20 protein-coding genes are annotated in these 19,051 nt (G+C 48.0%); 14 read left to right on the forward strand and 6 right to left on the reverse strand.

Features of this window, described 5'->3' with window-relative positions:
- Nucleotides 1–29: 29 nt before the first annotated feature.
- Nucleotides 30–629 (forward strand): Lrp/AsnC family transcriptional regulator, encoded by a 600-nt coding sequence (locus BWM17_RS02245; RefSeq protein WP_309492262.1) that lies wholly within the window; start codon nt 30–32, stop codon nt 627–629.
- Nucleotides 630–650: 21 nt separating this feature from the next.
- Here the strand turns inward: BWM17_RS02245 and BWM17_RS02250 are convergent, their stop codons facing one another.
- Nucleotides 651–1,649, reverse strand: coding sequence for a hydroxyacid dehydrogenase (locus BWM17_RS02250; protein WP_309492264.1), 999 nt, complete (start codon nt 1,647–1,649; stop codon nt 651–653).
- A 220-nt stretch (nt 1,650–1,869) separates the two neighbouring features.
- Here BWM17_RS02250 and BWM17_RS02255 point away from each other — a divergent pair, with 220 nt between their 5' ends.
- The 13 genes from BWM17_RS02255 (at nt 1,870) to BWM17_RS02315 (ending at nt 15,304) form a co-directional block, all read left to right on the forward strand.
- A complete protein-coding gene (locus tag BWM17_RS02255) occupies nt 1,870–3,141 on the forward strand; it encodes a B12-binding domain-containing radical SAM protein (protein ID WP_309492265.1) in 1,272 nt (423 codons plus the stop codon).
- A 120-nt stretch (nt 3,142–3,261) separates the two neighbouring features.
- A complete protein-coding gene (locus BWM17_RS02260; RefSeq protein WP_309492389.1) occupies nt 3,262–4,149 on the forward strand; it encodes a branched-chain amino acid ABC transporter permease in 888 nt (295 codons plus the stop codon).
- On the forward strand, nt 4,146–5,102 hold the full coding sequence (locus BWM17_RS02265) for a branched-chain amino acid ABC transporter permease (RefSeq protein WP_309492266.1): 957 nt from the start codon (nt 4,146–4,148) through the stop codon (nt 5,100–5,102). Before BWM17_RS02260 ends, BWM17_RS02265 begins: the two co-directional genes overlap by 4 nt.
- Nucleotides 5,103–5,248: 146 nt before the next feature.
- Complete coding sequence (locus BWM17_RS02270; protein ID WP_309492267.1) at nt 5,249–5,983, forward strand: ABC transporter ATP-binding protein; 735 nt, start codon at nt 5,249–5,251, stop codon at nt 5,981–5,983.
- Nucleotides 5,973–6,680, forward strand: a complete 708-nt coding sequence (locus tag BWM17_RS02275) for an ABC transporter ATP-binding protein (RefSeq protein ID WP_414641312.1) — start codon at nt 5,973–5,975, stop codon at nt 6,678–6,680. Before BWM17_RS02270 ends, BWM17_RS02275 begins: the two co-directional genes overlap by 11 nt.
- A gap of 177 nt (nt 6,681–6,857) precedes the next feature.
- Nucleotides 6,858–9,203 (forward strand): xanthine dehydrogenase family protein molybdopterin-binding subunit, encoded by a 2,346-nt coding sequence (locus tag BWM17_RS02280; RefSeq protein ID WP_309492269.1) that lies wholly within the window; start codon nt 6,858–6,860, stop codon nt 9,201–9,203.
- Nucleotides 9,204–9,210: 7 nt separating this feature from the next.
- Nucleotides 9,211–10,077: a xanthine dehydrogenase family protein subunit M gene (locus BWM17_RS02285; protein ID WP_309492270.1), complete on the forward strand. Its 867-nt coding sequence runs from the start codon at nt 9,211–9,213 to the stop codon at nt 10,075–10,077.
- A complete protein-coding gene (locus BWM17_RS02290) occupies nt 10,074–10,532 on the forward strand; it encodes a (2Fe-2S)-binding protein (RefSeq protein ID WP_414641313.1) in 459 nt (152 codons plus the stop codon). The genes BWM17_RS02285 and BWM17_RS02290 overlap by 4 nt, the downstream gene beginning before the upstream one ends.
- A 209-nt stretch (nt 10,533–10,741) precedes the next feature.
- A complete protein-coding gene (locus BWM17_RS02295; protein ID WP_309492272.1) occupies nt 10,742–11,134 on the forward strand; it encodes a biotin/lipoyl-containing protein in 393 nt (130 codons plus the stop codon).
- Between the two features lie 44 nt (nt 11,135–11,178).
- Nucleotides 11,179–11,436, forward strand: coding sequence for an OadG-related small transporter subunit (locus tag BWM17_RS02300; RefSeq protein WP_309492273.1), 258 nt, complete (start codon nt 11,179–11,181; stop codon nt 11,434–11,436).
- A 150-nt stretch (nt 11,437–11,586) separates the two neighbouring features.
- On the forward strand, nt 11,587–12,633 hold the full coding sequence (locus BWM17_RS02305; RefSeq protein ID WP_342766488.1) for a sodium ion-translocating decarboxylase subunit beta: 1,047 nt from the start codon (nt 11,587–11,589) through the stop codon (nt 12,631–12,633).
- Nucleotides 12,634–12,776: 143 nt separating this feature from the next.
- Nucleotides 12,777–14,180 carry an ABC transporter substrate-binding protein gene (locus BWM17_RS02310; protein ID WP_309492275.1) on the forward strand — a complete coding sequence of 468 codons (1,404 nt, stop codon included), beginning with the start codon at nt 12,777–12,779 and terminating at the stop codon, nt 14,178–14,180.
- Between the two features lie 89 nt (nt 14,181–14,269).
- Entirely contained in the window at nt 14,270–15,304 is a 1,035-nt protein-coding gene (locus tag BWM17_RS02315) for a type II glyceraldehyde-3-phosphate dehydrogenase (RefSeq protein WP_309492276.1), read from the forward strand.
- Nucleotides 15,305–15,360: 56 nt separating this feature from the next.
- Here the strand turns inward: BWM17_RS02315 and BWM17_RS02320 are convergent, their stop codons facing one another.
- The 5 genes from BWM17_RS02320 to BWM17_RS02340 all read right to left on the reverse strand — a co-directional run bounded on the left by BWM17_RS02320 (nt 15,361) and on the right by BWM17_RS02340 (nt 19,045).
- Nucleotides 15,361–16,623: a phosphoglycerate kinase gene (locus BWM17_RS02320; RefSeq protein WP_309492277.1), complete on the reverse strand. Its 1,263-nt coding sequence runs from the start codon at nt 16,621–16,623 to the stop codon at nt 15,361–15,363.
- 184 nt (nt 16,624–16,807) lie between these two features.
- The gene (locus BWM17_RS02325) at nt 16,808–17,134 is read right to left on the reverse strand and encodes a MoaD/ThiS family protein (RefSeq protein ID WP_309492278.1); all 327 of its coding nucleotides are present in this window, start codon (nt 17,132–17,134) and stop codon (nt 16,808–16,810) included.
- A gap of 79 nt (nt 17,135–17,213) precedes the next feature.
- Nucleotides 17,214–17,525, reverse strand: coding sequence for a Rieske 2Fe-2S domain-containing protein (locus tag BWM17_RS02330; RefSeq protein WP_309492279.1), 312 nt, complete (start codon nt 17,523–17,525; stop codon nt 17,214–17,216).
- A gap of 64 nt (nt 17,526–17,589) precedes the next feature.
- Nucleotides 17,590–18,201 (reverse strand): LysE family transporter, encoded by a 612-nt coding sequence (locus BWM17_RS02335; RefSeq protein WP_414641314.1) that lies wholly within the window; start codon nt 18,199–18,201, stop codon nt 17,590–17,592.
- 67 nt (nt 18,202–18,268) lie between these two features.
- On the reverse strand, nt 18,269–19,045 hold the full coding sequence (locus BWM17_RS02340) for a 5-oxoprolinase subunit PxpA (protein ID WP_309492281.1): 777 nt from the start codon (nt 19,043–19,045) through the stop codon (nt 18,269–18,271).
- Between the last annotated feature and the right edge of the window lie 6 nt (nt 19,046–19,051).

Below are 19,051 nucleotides of genomic sequence, written 5' to 3' on the forward strand. Positions count from 1 at the left end.
AACCATTTCCTAAATTATATGTCATAAACATGTCAGAAAAATACTTAAAACTGAGAAAACTTGACAGCCAAGAAAGGCAAATAGTACGATGCCTCATCAAAAACCCCCGCCTCTCCGACAACGCCATAGGCAGACTGACAGACATACCCATCCGAACGGTGAACAGAAAGAGAAAAGAACTGGAGGAAGAAGGCCTACTCAGCTACTACACTTACCTCAACATAGGGCCTGATGGGCTTAAAGAATTCGGCGCAAGACACCTTTACCTCATCAAATTCAAGCTAGGCATTACTCAAGACCAGATCATCAAAGAAATCAAAGAAGAGCCCAATGTTCGAACCGTCTTCACCGACCTCATCTACGAATCCCACATAGCTGAAATCGACGGCCACACAGCCCTCATCATGATCATCGAAGGCCAAACAGACGACGACATCAACAACGGCTTCAACGGAAAGATTCTGCCCTCGTTGGAAAAGAACCATGGGAAAGGATGCGTCGAACAGGTTTCAACCATAAGGCTCAGCAAACCCATCCGAATCTTCCACAACTACCTTCCAATGGTAAACATGGAGAAAGGCTTCATCAAAAGAAACTGGGCTGACGACGCCATCTTTGTCATCCCATAACTCTATCTGAACAATCAGCTACTACTTCAAGCCAAGTTTGTCTAAGACTTCAGGGTTGACCACAGCTTCCTTTGGAGGTGCTTCGCCTCTGAAAACTTTCAAGACGTTTTCAGCAGAGTATTCGTAAAGTTTCTCCGTTGACCTTCTCGCACTGTCTCCGATGTGAGGTGTCACCACCACATTTTCCAGCTGGAATAAGGGATTATCTGGTTTCGCCGGCTCCTCCTCGAAAACATCCAACCCTGCACCGGCGATACGTCCTTCTTTCAACGCCTTGTAGAGAGCTTTTTCATCTATTATAGCCCCTCTGGCCGTGTTGACGATGTAGGCTGTGGGCTTCATTTTTTTAAATTGGTCTTCGCCGATGAGATGCTTTGTCTCTTGGGTAAGCAAGGCGTGGATGGTGATGACTTCCGCCTCCTTGACCAAGGTTTCAAGGTCTACCAAGGATGCGCCGACCTCCGCAGCGCTTTCCTTTGAGACATAGGGGTCGTAGGCCAGAATCCTAACATCGAACCCGCGAAGTTTCTTAGCCACAAGTCTTCCTATGCTTCCCAGCCCGATGATTCCCACGGTGCATTCGGAAAGCTCATCCCCCACCAGCTTACCGCCCCTCCAACCTCCAGCTTTGAGGTGAGCCATGGCCAGAGGAACCTTTCTCATAACCGAAAACATCAATGCTAAAGCATGTTCAGCCACAGCGTTCGCGTTCACTCCCGGAGCACGGACAACTAAAACATTTCTTTGAGTGGCTGTTTTGACATCGATGTTGTCGATTCCAGCGCCGCACTTAGATACAACCTTGAGATTAGGAGACGATTCGATGATTCTTTTAGTGACTCTATCCCGAGCTTTAACGATGATGGCGTCGACGTCCTTAGCTTCCTCTATAAACTCCTCCTCAGTGTAGGGGCGTTCAAGGCCTACCTTGATCTCCGCATATCCTCCCAGAACCTTTTCTAAAGCTCTGTCCCCAGGCGGGAGGACTTCTGGGACAAGGACTTTAAACTTTCTTTCCAACTAAACCACCCACAGCCCAGCATAATTCCTATTCTTCGGTGCTCATATAAAATTTAAGCCCCACGTTTCGCATGGATTCATCTGGCCTCTAAACACTTCGATGTATTTTCCTGTTTTCCATCATGAATAATAAACCGGAATTAATGGCTAACCAGTTCTTGCGGTTGCAAGTTAAAACCTTTAAATTCCCCGCTGTTTTTAAATACACGAAGACAGAGTTATGGATGTTGTTCTTGTCAATCCTCCTGTTGAAGTTTCTCGAGAGTTAGAGGTTACTTCCGCCAGCTATGGCTTAGCCAATATGCCTCCTCTAGGCCTCCTCTATCTTGCCTCTTCACTGAAAGCAAGCGGCTTCCAGGTTAAAGTTGTTGACTGTAATGCGCGTTTACATCTCATAAGGAGCGCAGAGGAGGCTGCAAAGATAGTCACAGCCGAAAAGCCTTCCGTGATCGGGATTTCGGCTACAACTCCTCAGCTGAGAGGTGCGGTTCGACTTGCTAAAGCCTCCAAGCTAACCCTTGGAAAAGATGTTACCATAGTTTTAGGCGGAAGTCACGTCACCTCCGAGCCCAATTTCATTAAAGCCTTCCCAGAAATAGACACTGGCTTCATAGGGGAGGGAGAAATATCTTTTCCGCTACTTGTTAAAAAAATCCTCAACGGGGAAAAGATTAAAGGCGAACATCATGGTATTGCACCTCAAAACCTCGACGCGTTGCCTTTTCCAGCTAGGGAGTTGATAAAAAAATCAGACTACTTTGAACATGGGAAAGAGTTCGCAAACATTTCAACATTGAGAGGCTGCCCCTACAATTGCGTATTTTGCAATGTTCCCGCCACAATGGGTCGAAAGCTCAGATTCCGATCAGCAGCCAACGTCGTGGATGAAATGGAAAAAGTCGGAAAAGAATATGACTGGCATTTTTATTTGGTGGACGATATTGCCACCATTTCAAGGAAGCACATGGCTGATCTATGCTCTGAAATCCTCAAAAGGAACCTAGACGTAGTTTGGGCTCTGCAGACAAGGGTGGACCTTGTCGACAGGCGGCTTTTACTCTCCATGTACGAAGCTGGATGTCGGTACATAAATTTCGGCGTAGAGTCAGGCTCTCAAAGAATACGTTACGATGTTATCGGTAAAAAGTTTAGCGATGAAGAGATTTTCAGAGTTTTTAGGCTTTGTAGAGAGATCGGCATCCGCACACTCTGCAGTCTTATGATAGGTCTTCCCACGGAAACCGTTGAAGATGTTGAAAAAACGGTTCAATTGGCAAAAAAGATCCCGGCTGATGCTGTTGAAATTTCGCTCACAGAGATTTTTCCGGCCACTCCTTTATTCAGGGAGGCGGTGGAAAATAAAACCATCGAACCTAGTGTGTATGCGAGGATCGCCTCAGGTGATATTTCGCCTCCAATTTACTATGTTCCAAAAGGCATGTCTCTCAGTCAGCTTCTAAATTACAAGAAAACCCTGACTGTTAAAAAATAATATTTTCACCTTGCCATATGCCATCAAATTTATATAAATGAAACAAATTACTATGGCTTACTAGTCTGGCGAAAATCTAAAGCTGTTGACAGCTATAATACATGTACTAGGTGCCTGTTGGTGATAGAGGCAGTCGGTTACACGCTCACAATAGGGATGCGACTTATTGTTGCAGGCATCATCATAGGTTCAGCTTATGCCCTTGGCGCCCTAGGTTTAACCCTGATCTGGGGTGGGGCGAGAATAATCAACTACGCCCATGGGGAACTCGTCATGATAGGGGCTTATGTCTCATTCTGGCTTTTCACGGCCTTCAAAGTCCCGCCGCCCTTAGCAATTCCCTTTGCAGCAGGGGTGGCAGCGGTTATCGGCCTCGGGCTTTATCTCGGAACCATAGGGAGACTCACAAGAGCTCCTGAGGAGATGGAGAGCTATGGGTTGATTTTAACTTTCGCTTTGATGATACTTCTATCTAACTCCGTTGCTTGGATGTTCACTTCGGACATTCAGGTTTACAGGTGGATGATGGTCCCCATAGACTTTTTCGCCGTATCAACACTTCTCAACCGTTTGATGATTCCTATAATATGCCTTCCCGTGGCAGGAATAGTATTGGCATTGATGAATAAAACATGGTTTGGCAGAGGCATCTCTCTGGTAATCGACAACGATCAAGTTGCAGGTTTGGTGGGTGTGAACGTAAGAAATGCCTATTTCGGAATTCTAACCATAGGAACAATCACTCCAGCCATTGCAGGTCTAGCTTGGAGCTTTAACTATCCCTTCAGTCCCTTCATAGGCATTGAACACGCCATACTAGCTTTTGTGGTGGTTATCCTAGGAGGCCTCGGAAGCCCCAAAGGAAGCATAGTTGGCGGTCTGCTGATAGGGATAATTGAAACAACTCTCGTTTACCTGATATCTCCGGGTTTAAGGCTGGCCATAGCCTACTCAATCTTTATACTGGTAATTCTGCTTAGACCTTCAGGATTATTTGGAAGAAAGTGAAAGTTTTGATGGCTCTATTAAGCTCAAAACAGATAGCCGCCCTGACCCTGTTTATAGTAGTTACAGCTTCCGTTCCTGTATTCGGAGGAACCTACGCAGCCAGCATACTGATCATAGTCCTTTCGTTTATTGCGCTGGTTTCAGCATGGCAGATAATTTCAGGATACGCAGGTTACATACTTTTGGGCTCAGCAGCCTTCTACGGATTAGGCATGTATATGAGCGCTTTGTTAACGCCCATCTTAACACTTTATGGAGCCATACCGGCTTCCGCAGCTGTATGTTTCGCCGCTGCTCTTGGCCTAGGAGTACCGTTTCTAAGGATTAAAGGTCCCTATTTTATCATCGCAACACTTGCCCTCGGAGAACTCATAAGAAACATCGTCACCTTCACGGAGACTAACTACTTCAGAACATTAGGACGTATAACTATAATGTACGATTTGACAACTATCCTCTACTTGCTGATAATAAATGCAGTCGCAGTAATTTTGGCGGTCTATTTTATCAAAAATTCAAAGTTCGGTTTAGGGTTGATGAGCATTAAAAATGATGAAATCGCAGCTGAATCCTGCGGAATTCCGACCACGAAATATAAGCTTCTAGCCTTCGGTATAACCGCCGTCTTCATGGGCTCCACCGGAGCCATAATGGCTTCCAGAGCCGGCTACATAGACCCCGACATAGCCTTTCCAGCATACATATCGATCTACACGCTTGTCATGGGCATAATTGGCGGCCTAGGCAATCTAATAGGAGGAATCGTAAGTGCAATAATCTTAACCCTCTTATTCGAAATATTCCTCTCCATGGGTAATCCTTACCCCTTCGGCATCTTACTGGGCATCCTCCTGATACTCAGTGTACTCCTTCGAGGCAAGAGGGTTACTTTACTCAGGATTTTCAGAATGCAAAAGATCACTGTTCAGAAACCCTTATCACCAGCAAAATAGAATCCGAGAGAACTCTCTTAGAAGCAGGGAAAAATCATGGTTTTCCCTCGCATGGATGGGAAAGCGTATATAAGCTGTGGTGTTAACTTTTGTTATTGAAAAATCTCCCGTTAAACGTAAGAATCATTTCAGGGATCGATGGTTAAATGACCATTCTCAGATTGAACAAAATAGATAAACGCTTCGGCGGGATTAAAGCGCTGAAAAGTGTAGATTTTGAAGTAGAAGAAGCTAGCATTGCAGGCATCGTAGGGCCGAATGGAGCTGGGAAGACAACTCTTTTCAACATCGTGACGGGCTACTATAAGCCGGACGGAGGTTACGTCATCTTCGACAACAAGAACATCACTGGGTTAAAGCCTCACCAAATCTGCAAGATGGGCATAGCGAGAACCTACCAGATCGTTAGGCCCTTTAAAGATATGCGGGTTTTCGATAACATTATGGTTGGAGCTAAATTCGGTAGACCTCTGGATAAAAGGAACCCTGAGAAATGGGCGAGAGAAGTGCTGGAGTTCACAGGCCTCATCAACAGGGCGAATGAATTCGCAAGAAATTTAACATTCACAGAGTTGAGGAGATTTGAAGTAGCAAGAGCCCTTGCATGTAACCCTAAGATTCTACTGCTTGACGAGGTTCTTGCCGGTTTAAACCCAGCCGAGGTTACGGTGGCCTGTGAAATGATTAAAAAAATAAACAAAGAGTTCAACATCACCATAGTCATCATCGAGCATGTGCTCAAGGGCGTCTGGGCTTTGGCGGAGAAGGTCATGGTTTTACATCATGGCGAAAAAATAGGGGAAGGTAAACCTGAAGAAGTATTTAAAATGAAGCAGGTTGAAGAAGCTTACTTGGGCACTAGGTGGGAAGCTGTTGCTTAGGGTTGAAGACCTTTATGTGGACAGAGGATCCATCAACGTCCTTCATGGGGTCTCAATAAAAGTTGAAAAAGGAAGCATAACGTGTGTCATTGGCCCCAATGGGGCTGGGAAGACAACTCTGCTTTTATCCATAGTCGGGATTTTGCCTCCTAGGAAAGGAAGGAACATTTTCAAGGGCAAGGACATAACATTCCTGCCTTCCTACAAGAGGGTTGAAATGGGTATGTCTCTTGTTCCAGAAGGCCGAGGGCTCTTCCAAGGTAAGACTGTTGAGGAAAACCTTTTGAGTGGAGCCTTCCGAAAGGAAGCCCGATTAAAATGCCGAGATAACTTGGATAGAGTGTACTCCCTTTTTCCAATTTTGAAGGAGAGAAGAAAACAACTTGCCTCATCTTTGAGCGGAGGCGAACAGCAAATGCTTGCGGTGGCCAGAGCTCTTATGTCAAATCTTGATTTTTTAATGTTGGATGAACCGTCCCTCGGTTTAGCGCCTATTATTGTCTCTAAACTCTATGACACTGTTAAAAGTATAAGGGAAGAAGGCGTCACGGTCCTAGTTGTCGAGCAGAATGTTCACCAGATTTTAAGAGTTGCTGATTTCGGCTATGTTCTAGAAAATGGAAGAATCGTTCACGCTGATCCTTGTGATAAACTTATCGAAGCCCCTGAAATTAAATCAGCCTACCTAGGATTATAAGGTGGCTTCTTTTCGAAGTTTTCTTTAAATCTACAACTCTATATGGCTTTTAGTTTTCACAATAGGTCTTGGTAAATATTAAATATATTTTTGTTAACGGCGCAAATTGAGAACCATAAGCTTTTTAGGTGGAGTTCTGATAAATAGAAAAATGGAAAGATTATGGGTGCCTAATAAATGGGAGATTTTCTGTTTGTTGGAAAAAACGTTCCCCGCATAGATGCTGAAGCCAAAGTGAAGGGAGAAGCTGTCTACTGCGACGACATTGAAATGCCCGATATGTTATGCGGGAAAGTGAAGCGAAGCCCCTATCCCCATGCTAAAATTATAAGCATCGACACGAGTAAAGCCGAAGCTTTGGAAGGCGTAGAGGCTGTGGTGGCAGGCAGAGACTTGCCGGACTTAAGATATGGCCTAGGAGTTTGGGACTGCCCTGTTTTCGCTAGGGATAGAGTTAGATACATCGGAGAACCCGTGGTTGGGGTTGCGGCTAAAGACGAAGAAACAGCTCAGCGAGCGATAGACTTGATCGAAGTGAAGTATGAAGAGTTACCTGCTATCTTCGATCCTGAAGAGGCTATGAAACCTGATTGTCCCGTGGTCATCCATCCAGACTTTTGGAAGTATAAAATAGTATGGCCGGGGGGCTGTTCACCCACTCTGACGAAAGCGCTGGAAATACCCAATATCACGAACTATTTTCGAGTTCGAATAGGAGATGTTGAGAAGGGGTTTAAAGAGTCGGACTTGATTGTTGAAAACGATTACACTTATCAATGGGTTCATCCTTCTGAGCTAGAACCGCACTGCTCTATAGCAAAAGTAGATCCGGCGACAGGAGATGTAACTGTCTGGACTTCAAGCCAGTGCCCCTACATGGTTAGAACTGAGATATGCGACGGCCTCGGGCTTTCACCCTCGAAAATAAGGATAATTGTACCCTACGTAGGCGGCGGCTTTGGAAATAAGCTTGAGATGGTGACAGAGTCGATGTGTGTTGCGTTGGCTCAGAGAACTGGAGGTAAACCTGTAAAGCTGAGGTGGAGCAGAGAGGAAATGTTCACAATAACAGCTCAGCCGGCGATAATCCACATCAAGGATGGTGTAAAGAAGGACGGGACACTTGTTGCTCGAGAAATGAAAGTAATCATGAATATGGGCGCCTATGCGGGTTGGACGCAGCTGAAAGTTAAAAATGCCATGTATGGCGGTATCGGAAACTATAAGATACCGAATTTTAAGTGGGATTCCTATGGTGTGTACACCAACAGTCCTGTGACTGCATGCTTAAGAGGCTATGCTGCAAGACAGCCCGTCTTTGCCATCGAGTGCCAGATGGATATCATTGCTAAAGAACTTGGAATGGACCCCATAGAATTAAGGCTGAAGAATTCGCTTGAAGAAGGAGACAGAAATATCATAGGAGAAAAATTGACGAGTGTTGGTGCTAAAGCATGCCTGAAAGCCATAGCGGAGGAGATGAAGAAATGGGGCGCCTTAAAGAGAGTCGACGGCTCGATAAGAAGAGGGAGAGGTGTGGCCATAGGAAACAAATACAGTCTTCTTCCCATAGCAGACAGTGCCATCGTCAAGGTTCACGAGGATGGAACGGTGGAGGTTAGGACCAGCGGGATTGACATGGGACAAGGATATTACACGTTGGCGGCGATGGTGGCGGCGGAAGAGTTTAAGCTACCTCTTGAAAAAGTTAAGGTGGTGATGGCTGATACTGCTATTACGCCCTTCGGCTTCGGAGCCAGCTCCAACTCGCAGACTCAGGCGTGCGGCGTCGCCATCAGGGAAGCATGCCGGGATGCCAAAATGCAAATTTTCAAAAAAGCTGGCGAAAAATTAGATGTGAAGGCTGATGAACTTGATATGGAAAACGGCAAGATCTACGTTAAAAACGATCCCTCAAAATCGATGATGATCGGGGATCTATTCGCCTACATGCCTCTGGCAGGTACTTTCTATGAGGAGGGGGAGATTCTAGGTAAGGCAACCGCCTACTGGAAACCCGCCCCCATGGATCCTGAAACAGGCAAATGTGAGAGGGCCGCAAATTATTATGGATACTCAGCGCAGGCTGTAGAAGTGGAAGTGGATGTTGAAACAGGAGAAGTGAAAGTGGTGAAACTTGTTAATGCTTTGGACTGCGGTAGACCCATTCTTCCCTTTGCGGTGGAAGGGCAAGCGGAAGGCTGTGCAAGCATGAACTTAGGCTTCGGCTTATTCGAAGAGATCTATCTAGATAAAGGGAAAGTTCTTAACCCAAACTTTACAGACTACAAGATCCCGACCATTCTAGACCATCCTTCAGTTGAGTATTATAAGGCTATACTTGTGGAAGCACCCCACGAGCCTGAGCGAGTTTGGGGAGCTAAAGGGGTGGGCGAAGCGGCTAACACCGTAGGAGCACCAGCCGTAGCCAACGCGATAGCTGACGCCCTAGGAATCAGAATCCATGACCTCGCAATAACGCCTCAAAAAATTCTCCGTGCGTTAAAGGCCGGAGGCAGGTGAAAGGACGATGTGGGCTGGGTTTGAGTATTTTAAGCCGGCAACCTTGAAAGAAGCCTGTCTCCTTCTCGCCAAGTACAAAAGTGAAGCAACGGTCTTCGCAGGCGGAACAGACTTATTGGTGAGTATGAGAACAGGTGGGACTAAGCCAAGATATCTGATAGATATAAAAGCGATTCCGGAGCTCAGTCGAATAAAATATGAAAACGAACAGTTAACCATCGGGGCCGCAGTCACAATCAACGCCTTGGCGCAATCGGATGTTATCGGAAAAAAATTCGACATTATCACCGAAGCTACAAAGGTTTTCGCCTCCGTTCAGATTAGGAATAGGGCAACAATAGGTGGAAATCTCTGCCGTGCATCTCCCTCCTCCGATATGGTGCCACCGCTCTTAGTCTTGGATGCTATGCTCACAGCGATAAGCGATAAAGGAGAAAGAGATATTCCAATCAAAGATTTTTTCATAGGCCCTGAAAGAACATCTCTGGAGCAAGGTGAAATGCTGAAAGAAATTCGAGTACCAACTCCTCCCCAAAACATGGGCGCAACGTTTTTGAAAGTTAGGAGAACAGGGGTTGACCTTGCTGTAGTTAATGTTGCTGTAGCTGTGGAGCTCAGCGAAAACAAATTTAAAGATGTTAAAATCTCTCTGGGCGCTGTTGCTCCAACGCCGATGAGAGCTTTAAAGGCTGAAGCGTTGCTCAAAGGTGAAGCATGCACGGATGAAAACATTGAGAGAGCTGCGGAGATGGCGTCCAGTGAAACCAGCCCCATAACCGATGTGCGTTCAACCGCAGAGTACAGGAGGGAAGTAAGCAGAGTGCTGGTTAAGCGGGCTCTAAAAAATGCAATTCAAAAAGTGGGAGGTCGATAAGCATGGAAATAAAGACAACTGTGAATGGGCGTCTCTATAAGCTTGACATACCTCCCAATTGGAGTTTGGCTTATGTCTTGCGGAAAAAACTCGGATTGATTGGAATAAAACTTGGCTGTGAAACAGGTGAATGTGGTTCATGTACGGTTCTTCTCAACGGGGAACCAGTTAACTCTTGTCTTGTGCTGGGGGTTGAAGCTGATGGTAAAGAAATACTGACGATAGAGGGTCTCTCGAAAAATGGTGAACTTCATCCCTTGCAAAAAGCCTTCATCGAGCATGGAGCCGTTCAGTGTGGATTCTGTACGCCTGGAATGATCCTATCGGCTAAGGCTTTGTTGGATAAAAATCCAAATCCCACAGAACAGGAGATCAGAGAAGCTTTGGCCGGAAACCTTTGTCGGTGCACAGGCTACGTTAAACCAGTGAAAGCTATTCTTTCGGTGAGAAAATAGGCTCCTATTTTTTTCCTCAGGAGAATACGCCCGAAATTTAGAAAAAACCCTCTAGAGCTCAATGATGGATGAGATTGAAAACTGAGCCTGAGCTGCCTTACGCTTAACTAAAAGACGTGAAAATCGAATAAGTCCCCTTCTCTTAGTTTAGGTAAAACTTAAATTTCTAATGTAGTTATGGAAAGACGAGGACTTGGCGGGGATAACTGGTGAAGAGAAGTTTCAGAGTTAACGTTGAAGGAAAGATATTTACTGTGGAGGTTGAGGAAATAGGCGGAGAAGAGGCCGCGGTTAAGCCTATTTCGGTGGAGAAACCCTCACTGGAGGCTCCAGCACCTTCAGCCAGATTGGTGGAGGAAGCTCCTGCCCCTCCTTCCGCGAAGGTTATGGAACGAGTGGTTACAGCTCCTCTAGCTGGAGTTGTCGCCTCCATAAAGTGTAAGGTTAACGACAATGTGAAAGCCGGAGAGCCTTTACTGAGTTTAGAGGCTATGAAGATGGAAAATGAAATCCTATCCCCAGTGTCAGGGATTGTTAAGAGAATAGCCGTGGCAGAAAAGCAGGATGTAAACGAAGGCGACGTTCTGGTAGAGATCGGATGATACTGAAGTAAAATTTTGCCCTATAATCCAGCTGGATGGAAACCATGGATTGGAATTTTGCCTTACGAATAATGAGTTCAGGGCTTTCTGCTGTTTTTATCACCCTTTTCCTCCTTTACTTGGTGATGAAGGCAGTGGAGAAGATTTTCAGCAAGCTTGAAGCCCCCGCTGCTCCTCCGGAGCTGGAAGCTGGTGAAGTGGTGGTGGACATGAAAGAAATCGCAGCTATAACCGGAGCCATCTACGCCTACTTGGAGGGGAAGGAGAAAACACCTTCCAGTTCAGCTCTAGATAGGAGGTAAGAATCTTGGTTATCTTAGTTTTTTCGGAAGTAGATACAATCTGGGAGAAGTTTATGATGGAAATAGAGCGGTGCGAAGAGAGGAGGGCGAAGTAGCTTGTTTGGGGTTTTTGAGACAGGCTTTGAGGTGTTAACCCTAGGCCAGATAATAATGCTTCTCATCGGGTTGCTTCTCATCGGGTTGGCGATTAAAAAGGAAATGGAACCCCTTATATTGCTGCCCATAGGGTTCGGAGTAATCATAGCCAATCTGCCTCTCACCGGCCTCACGGAAGAGGGGGGGCTTCTTCAACTCATATACAATTATGGGCTTGCTTGGAATTTCATACCACCCCTCATCTTCTTGGGACTAGGTGCCTTAACTGACTTTTCCCCGTTGCTGGCCAATCCGAAGACAATTCTTCTCGGCGCGGCTGCGCAGGTTGGAATCTACGTTGCCTTCTTCGGAGCCTTGCTATTGGGCTTCTCTTTTGGAGAAGCAGCTTCTATAGGGATAATCGGCGGCGCCGACGGGCCGACGACGATCTATGTCACGTCAACGCTGTCTCCGCATATTCTGGGTGCTACCGCTGTGGCTGCCTACTCCTATATGTCATTGGTGCCCATAATTCAACCCCCCATCATGAGGGCGCTTACTACGGAGCGGGAGCGGAAAATTGTAATGAAAAGCTTGCGCCCAGTTAGGAAGACTGAGAGAATAGTCTACCCGCTGGTGGCGACTGTAATAATTATACTGCTGGTTCCCCACTCCGCGCCGCTCATCGGCATGTTGATGTTCGGAAACCTCCTGAGGGAAAGCGGCGTCGTGAAAAGGCTTGCGGAAACAGCGCAAAATGAGTTGATGAACATACTGACTATTTTCCTCGGAATCGCCGTGGGAGCGTCCATGTCAGCTCAAGTTTTCCTAACGCCTCGAACCATCCTCATCTTTGCCTGGGGCATCGTTGCCTTCGCTGCCAGCACCGCCGGAGGGGTGCTTTTCGCCAAACTGATGAACCTCGTCTGCAAAGAGAAGGTGAATCCTCTGATAGGCGCGGCGGGAGTCTCAGCCGTGCCCATGTCAGCTCGAGTTGTGCAGAAGGTGGGCCAGAAAGCAGACCCCGACAACTACCTGCTGATGCACGCCATGGGGCCCAACGTGGCCGGGGTTGTAGGTTCAGCCATAGCCGCAGGTATCTTTCTGGGAATGATCGGGTAAAGTTTTTTCTTATCTTTTCATGCATAATTTTATTCAATTAAACCAGATTGTCATCGAAGTAGGTGTCGAAAACAAATTTGTAATGAATTGATAACAATATTTAGATACTAAAACCAAGTTAAGTTCTTTTTGGTGCTTTAAGCATGTCCGAGAAAGTTGATCAGCCACGTAGAAGTGCGTTGAAATATGGTGTTGCGGCTATCGTTGCTGCTGTAGTGGCAGGTGTTGGCGGCTATGCCGCTTGGCAGGCTACAAAACCTGCGCCAGCTCCCACTCCTACCCCTACTCCTACTCCTACCCCTACACCTACACCAACCCCTACACCCGCGCCTCCGGTCGAAGCTCCTGAAACAATAAAGATAGGTTTAAGTCAAGCGTTAACCGGTTGGCTGGCTGACATTACTCGAAGGGTTGAAACTATCAGGTCGATGATGATCGAGTACATCAACACGGAGCGGGGAGGGGTTTATGTTGAAGAGTACGGGCAGAGTATACCGTTGGAGCTTATAATGCTCAACGACGAAGGAACAACCGAAAAGGCCATAAAAAACGTTGAACGCCTCATCACCGTGGAGAAGGTTCATCTCCTTTTCCACTCCTACGGAACCTTCCAGTCTATGGCAGCTTACCCTGTGGTTCAAGGATATGAGGTACCGATGATTCTAGACGACCACTGCCCCGTTCAGGTAAGCTGGCGGGATATCGTTGAAGAAAAGAAAGTAGTTCCCAAGAGCATGTTCTGGACGATGGACCATTCTTATAGGGCTATGGAGGCTTTGATGAACTTCATGAAGGAAGTAGGCGTTTCTGATATAGCCATTCTGGAGATAGAAACGCTGTTCGGAGCAGTTAACAGGGAGCCGCTGGAATACCTATGCGAACAGGAAGGCATTGACATAGTTCTCCACAAAACTTACCCCATCGACGTAAAAGACTTCACAGGTGTACTTCTGGATATTCAGGCCAAAGACCCAGACGGCCTTGTAGGGTTAACTTATCCAAGAGATGGGTGGTTAATGACGGAGCAGCTCATCGAGTTAGACGTGAACCCCAGAATGTTTTACAATGCCCTTGGAGTGCAGAATCCTGACTTTGTGAAAAGGTTCGGTGAGCAAGGAGAAGGCATCATCGGAATGGGCGGCTGCATGTACGCTCCCTTCGCCCCTTGGAAGAGCCCTACAGGCCTGGGCTGCAAAGATGTTTGGGACATGTACTTGGAGAAGTTCGGCGAAACCTTAGAATCCCAAGACGGGGCATGGGTTCTGATGTCTCTTGACGCTGCGGTCTCAGCCATCGAGAAAGCCGGCACACTGGACCCCATAGCGATCTCCGACGCTTTGAGAAATTACGATCATGAGACATTGGGAGGCATCTGTCACTGGAAAGATACCGAGTGGTCCAACACGGGCTATAACGTACCTCAGTACATGAGCGCTGAAGCGGCTGCTCAAGGAATCTTCGAAGTGGTGGCGCAGTCTTGGAGCTACGCGGGAATCGATACCACAACCGCTAAGCCACTGTATCCGAAGCCCAAGTGGAAGAGGTAGTCTCAATCTATCTCCCCTTTTCTTTTTTTTAGAAAAATTTTTTAGCTGATGCCAAGATACTGGTTTCCCAGATATAATGGGTGTGAATCATGGCTGTCAAGGTAGGTGTTTCCGGTTACGGGACCATTGGGAAACGTTTGGCTGAAGGTGTTGTGGCTCAGAAGGACATGGAGCTGGTGGGGGTAGCCGATGTAGCTCCCACTCTACCCGTCAAGTCGTTAAAAGCTAGGGGAATGCCCTACAAGCTCTACTGCGCAGACAAAAACAGGCTTCCCGACCTAGAGAAGGCCGGAATCCCCGTTTCCGGCATGCTGGAAGACCTCCTGTCGCAGGTGGATATCATCTTGGATTCTACACCTGCGGGAGTCGGCGCCAAGATGAAGAAGTTCTACGTCGAATACGGCGTCCCCGCGATCTTCCAGGGAGGCGAAAAGGGTGAAGTTGCAGATGTTTTCTTCCACGGCTACGCCAACTATGAGAAGGGTCTGGGGAAGAAATATCTCCTCCTAACCTCCTGCAATACCACAGGCCTCATCAGGGCTGTGGACTGTCTGGATAGAGCCTTCGGCGTCGAGAAAGTAGCCATCACCATCATTCGCAGGTGTGCGGATCCAGGGGACCTTCACCGAGGGTATGTGGACTTGGCTAAGGTGGACCCTGTTCCAAGCCACCAAGCCACGGATCTCATGGAGATCATGCCGCATGTCAAGGCTACGGGGCTGTTGGTGCATGTTCCCATAACTCACGGTCATATCATAAATGTGGTGGCAACGCCGAAAAGGAAAATCACCAAGGAAGAAGCGTTGGCGGAATTCCACAGGCATCCCAGGATCCATGTGGTTAAGATATCTGAAGGTTTCGCCTCTAACACAGCGCTCTTTCAGTTCTCTAGGTTCACCCACAGGCCTTGCGCAGACATGTATGAGATAGCTGTCTACGAGGAGACCATAGGCTTTTCCGGAGATGACATAACCTTCGCCATCTACATACCGCAGGAAGCTGTAACCATACCTGAAACCATCGACGGCATCAGGGCTTCGCTGCAAATGCAGAAAGACCGTCTTGAGGCTGTATCCGCAACTAACAGGCATCTTGGACTGGAGCCCAAAAAGCCCCTCTATTAACCAGCTCCCTCAGGTAGCCGTTAGGAAGACAGTTTCTCCGCAGGGGGAAACAGCTTTTAAGAGGAGCGGCTCAGATATCTTTTCGCCGCTTTCTTCAGCGCGGTTACCACCGGAAGCTCCTCGCCTGAAAGGTATCTGACTAAGGCCCCTCCGCCTGTGCTTACGTAGGAAACCTTATCGCGGAGGCTGTATTTTTCCAGAGCAGTTACGGAGTGCCCGCCTCCCACAACTGAGAATACTCCGGATTCCACTATTACTTTCAAGAGTCTTTCTGTGCCGGAGGCAAACTCTTCCCTTTCAAACATGCCCGGGGGGCCGCTGAAGAAAACTGTCTTCGCTTTCTTGATCATCTCCGAATATTTTTCAACAGTCTTCTTGCCTATGTCCATCACAGGACTGTCGGTGGGCAGGGAGGAAGTTTCTATCTCCATCCTGCCGTTCTTGTCGACGGCTAGGTCCGTTGGGAATTCGATTTTATCCCCGTAGGTGTCCAGCAGGTGCTTGGAGGCTGAAACGTATTTCTCGTAGTGCATTTCCTTGATAAGCGACTCCGTGGGGTCGCCTAGGCTATATCCTGAAGCCTTCAACATCAGCAAGCCGATGATTCCGGAGGTCAGCAGCTTATCGGCCACGCCTCTCTTAAGGACAGGTTCCATCATGACGTATCTGTCGGAAATCTTGCTCCCGCCTAGGAAGAAAACACACGGCCTTTCAGGGTTATCCCTGATCTTACTGAGGGCTCTCAGCTCGGCCTCCAATGCTCTCCCCGCCACCGCGGGAAGAACCTCCGCAAAGCCGACGAGGGAAGGCTGGGATTTGTGAGCCGCAGCGAAGGCGTCGTTGATGAACACATCCGCCAGCGGGTAGAGCTTCTGAACGAGCAAGGTTTGAGCCTGTTCCTCTGGAGACCGGGTGATGGTGTCTTCGAACAGCCTGGTGTCTTCGCTGAAGTATCTGGTGTTCTCCAACACCAGAACCTCCCCCTCTCCCAGTTTCCTTATCGCCTCCCGGGCGGCAGGCCCGAAGATGTCGTCGATGTACTTCACCTCTCTGCCCAGTATGCCGGAGAGAATCCGCGCGTGCTGCTCCAACGGTATGAACTGGTCTAGAAACAGGGGGTCTCCTTGGTGCGCTAAGATTACCACCTTGGCTCCTTTTTCCAGAAGCTCCTTTATGGTTTTTTCATGCGCCCTGATCCGGAAATCGTCTAGAATTTTTTTAGTTTTAGGATCTAAGGCGGAGTTGAAGTCCACCCTGAGAAGCACGGTCTTACCGTGGAAGTCGAAATCGTCCATGGTTAAAATTTCTCCGTCGATCATTCTTCGTTTACCTCCAAGATTTCAAGGCCGCATGTTACATGGTTTATTGACAGCTTCTCAGATTATAAAAGTTGCCATGGTTTATGGCGCCCACTGTAGCGGTATCCTATTGAAGTGTTTCCTTTCCTAGAACTGTTGAGGGAAAGGTACATTTACTATCTTTTTTGAGGTTTCTGGGTTTTCTCTAACCGCCTTCTATCGGTGCTAAGATTTTCACCCATTCTCCGTCTTTCAGTTTTTTGGTAGGCTTATCGATTCCCGCTATCAGTTCCCTGCTGATCACAAAAGGGTACATTTCTAGGTATTTTTTGGCTTCAGCTCCATACTTTTCACCGAGATGCTCTATCAGAGTCTTCACGGTGGCTCCGGAAGGCAGCGTAATGCTCTCGCATTTAACGCCCCCTACTATAGGTGAAAACCATCCGTACTCTATGAACACTTTAATCTGTGTTGGACCGCTGTTTTCACCCAATCTATTTTCCCGGAGGCCGTAACCCGCGAGAATTTTCATTCTACCCTCTTATTAAGGTAACGTCCGTTTTCTCTTGACCTTTCAGCTTGTGGGTGTGCAAGAATTTCCCAGGCTGTGTTCAGAGGGCGTAGACGTCTTGGTTTTCGTCGACCTTGAGCTCTATCTTGGTTAAGCTTTTGTTCAACTCGAAGAGGGAGCTGTGCCTGTACACGGAGCCGTCTTCTACGTTGAACAGGGAGAGATGGCATTCGCAGAGCATTTTGTTGAGCTGTTCATCCCATTCGATGTTTCCCCCTTCATGGGGGCAAACGGTAAGGTAGGCCACCAGCTTGCCCCCTTTGGTTCGAACGAGAATGGCTTTTTCGCCCTTATAGTTGAAGGTTAGAGAGCCTCCGGGTTTAACGTCCTTAAGGTTGGCTATTTTCTCCAAGGATCTCCCTTCTCCCTCAGCGCTTCTTAGCGAATAAAGATAAGGATGTAACTTAAAAGGTTCCCTATAAAACAAAGACTGCTTGGGCTCCGTACTTCAGCAGAAAGTATGCACCGAAAAAGAACAGCGCTCCAGCGCAGCCTAACGTTAGAGGTTGATGAAGACTCGAGAGCATGCCCCTCCCACGCCAGACAACTTGGGAGAGGCCAGAGTACCAAGCGAGGTCGGCGAGAAAGTGCCCCGCCACCCAGAAGCTCAGGCCTAGGACAGCGGAGACAGCGTAGGCTTCCATCATCATCGCCAACCCAACGGTGGCCCACCAGAGAGCGACACTGGGATTCAGCGCGGTGCTGAAAAGGACGCCGCCTACCACTGGGTGGGTTCTCAATCCGAGGCTCTGCGCGGGAACAAGGAGGCTGCGCTGCCTTCCAGCCTTCAACAGAGTGAAGAGCGCGAAGGTAATGAGGAGAATACCGCCGATGATGCCCACAGCGGTTTGGAAAGCCCAGACGCTGAGGATGAAGCCGAGGCCGGTGAAGATAAGGGCGATGATTCCCCCTTCTACTAAGATGTGCCCTAGGGCTGTGAGGGGCCCTGCCTTGGCTCCGTAGGAGGGGGTTTTAGTTAGGAGGAAGACGGAGAGGGGGCCGGGGATGAGGGCGCCTGAAAGAGCCACTACGAACCCTATGCCTAGTTGGTATATTTCTATCAACGTAGGGCCCGAGGCGCTTTCGTAGGCCGGATTATTTTTTTAGAACTTCCCTGAGGGGGACTATTTCTATTCCTTCTTCTTCCAGCCTTTTTCTCACGGTTCTGACGACTTCAGGTGCGTTGGACGGGTCTCCGTGCATGGTTAAGGTTTCTGCCTCCATCTTGATGATGGTTCCGTCTATGGCGGGGATTTTCCCTTCCTTGACAACCATCAAGGCTCTCTCAGCCACAACGTTCGGATCCCAGTTTTTCTTCACCCTTTCGATGATCCAGTCTCCCTGCTGGCTGTAGTGCAAGTCGACCATGGCGTCGCGTGCCACCCTCACGCCTTTTCTTTTAGCCACCACATGCGCCTTAGATCTTTCCTCGCTTTCCGTGATGAATATGAGCTCCGGGTCGACGTCTCTAACGCCCTCGATTATCGCCTCAGCTAAGGCTTCATCTCTTTCCACCATGGCGTAGAGGGTGCCATGGGGCTTAATATGCTCAAGCTTAAGCCCCTCCGCTTCTGCGAAAGCCTTCAAAGCACCCAGCTGGTAAACGATGTAGTTTCTCAGCTCATCGGGTGTTATTTTAATCTCTCTCCTACCAAAACCAGCCAAGTCCGGAAGCCCAGGGTGAGCGCCCACGGCTACGCCGTATTTTTTTGCAAGCCTGACTGTAGCCCTCATGACCATGGGGTCTCCGGCGTGGAAGCCGCAGGCGATGTTCGTGGAGCTCACATACTTCATGACTTCTTCGTCATTTCCGATCTTGTATCTTCCGAAGCTTTCACCCATGTCGACGTTTATGTCAATCCGTTTAGCCACTTCAAT

This window comes from Candidatus Hecatella orcuttiae, from assembly GCF_002009985.1.
Classification (GTDB): Archaea; Thermoproteota; Bathyarchaeia; order Hecatellales; family Hecatellaceae; genus Hecatella; species Hecatella orcuttiae.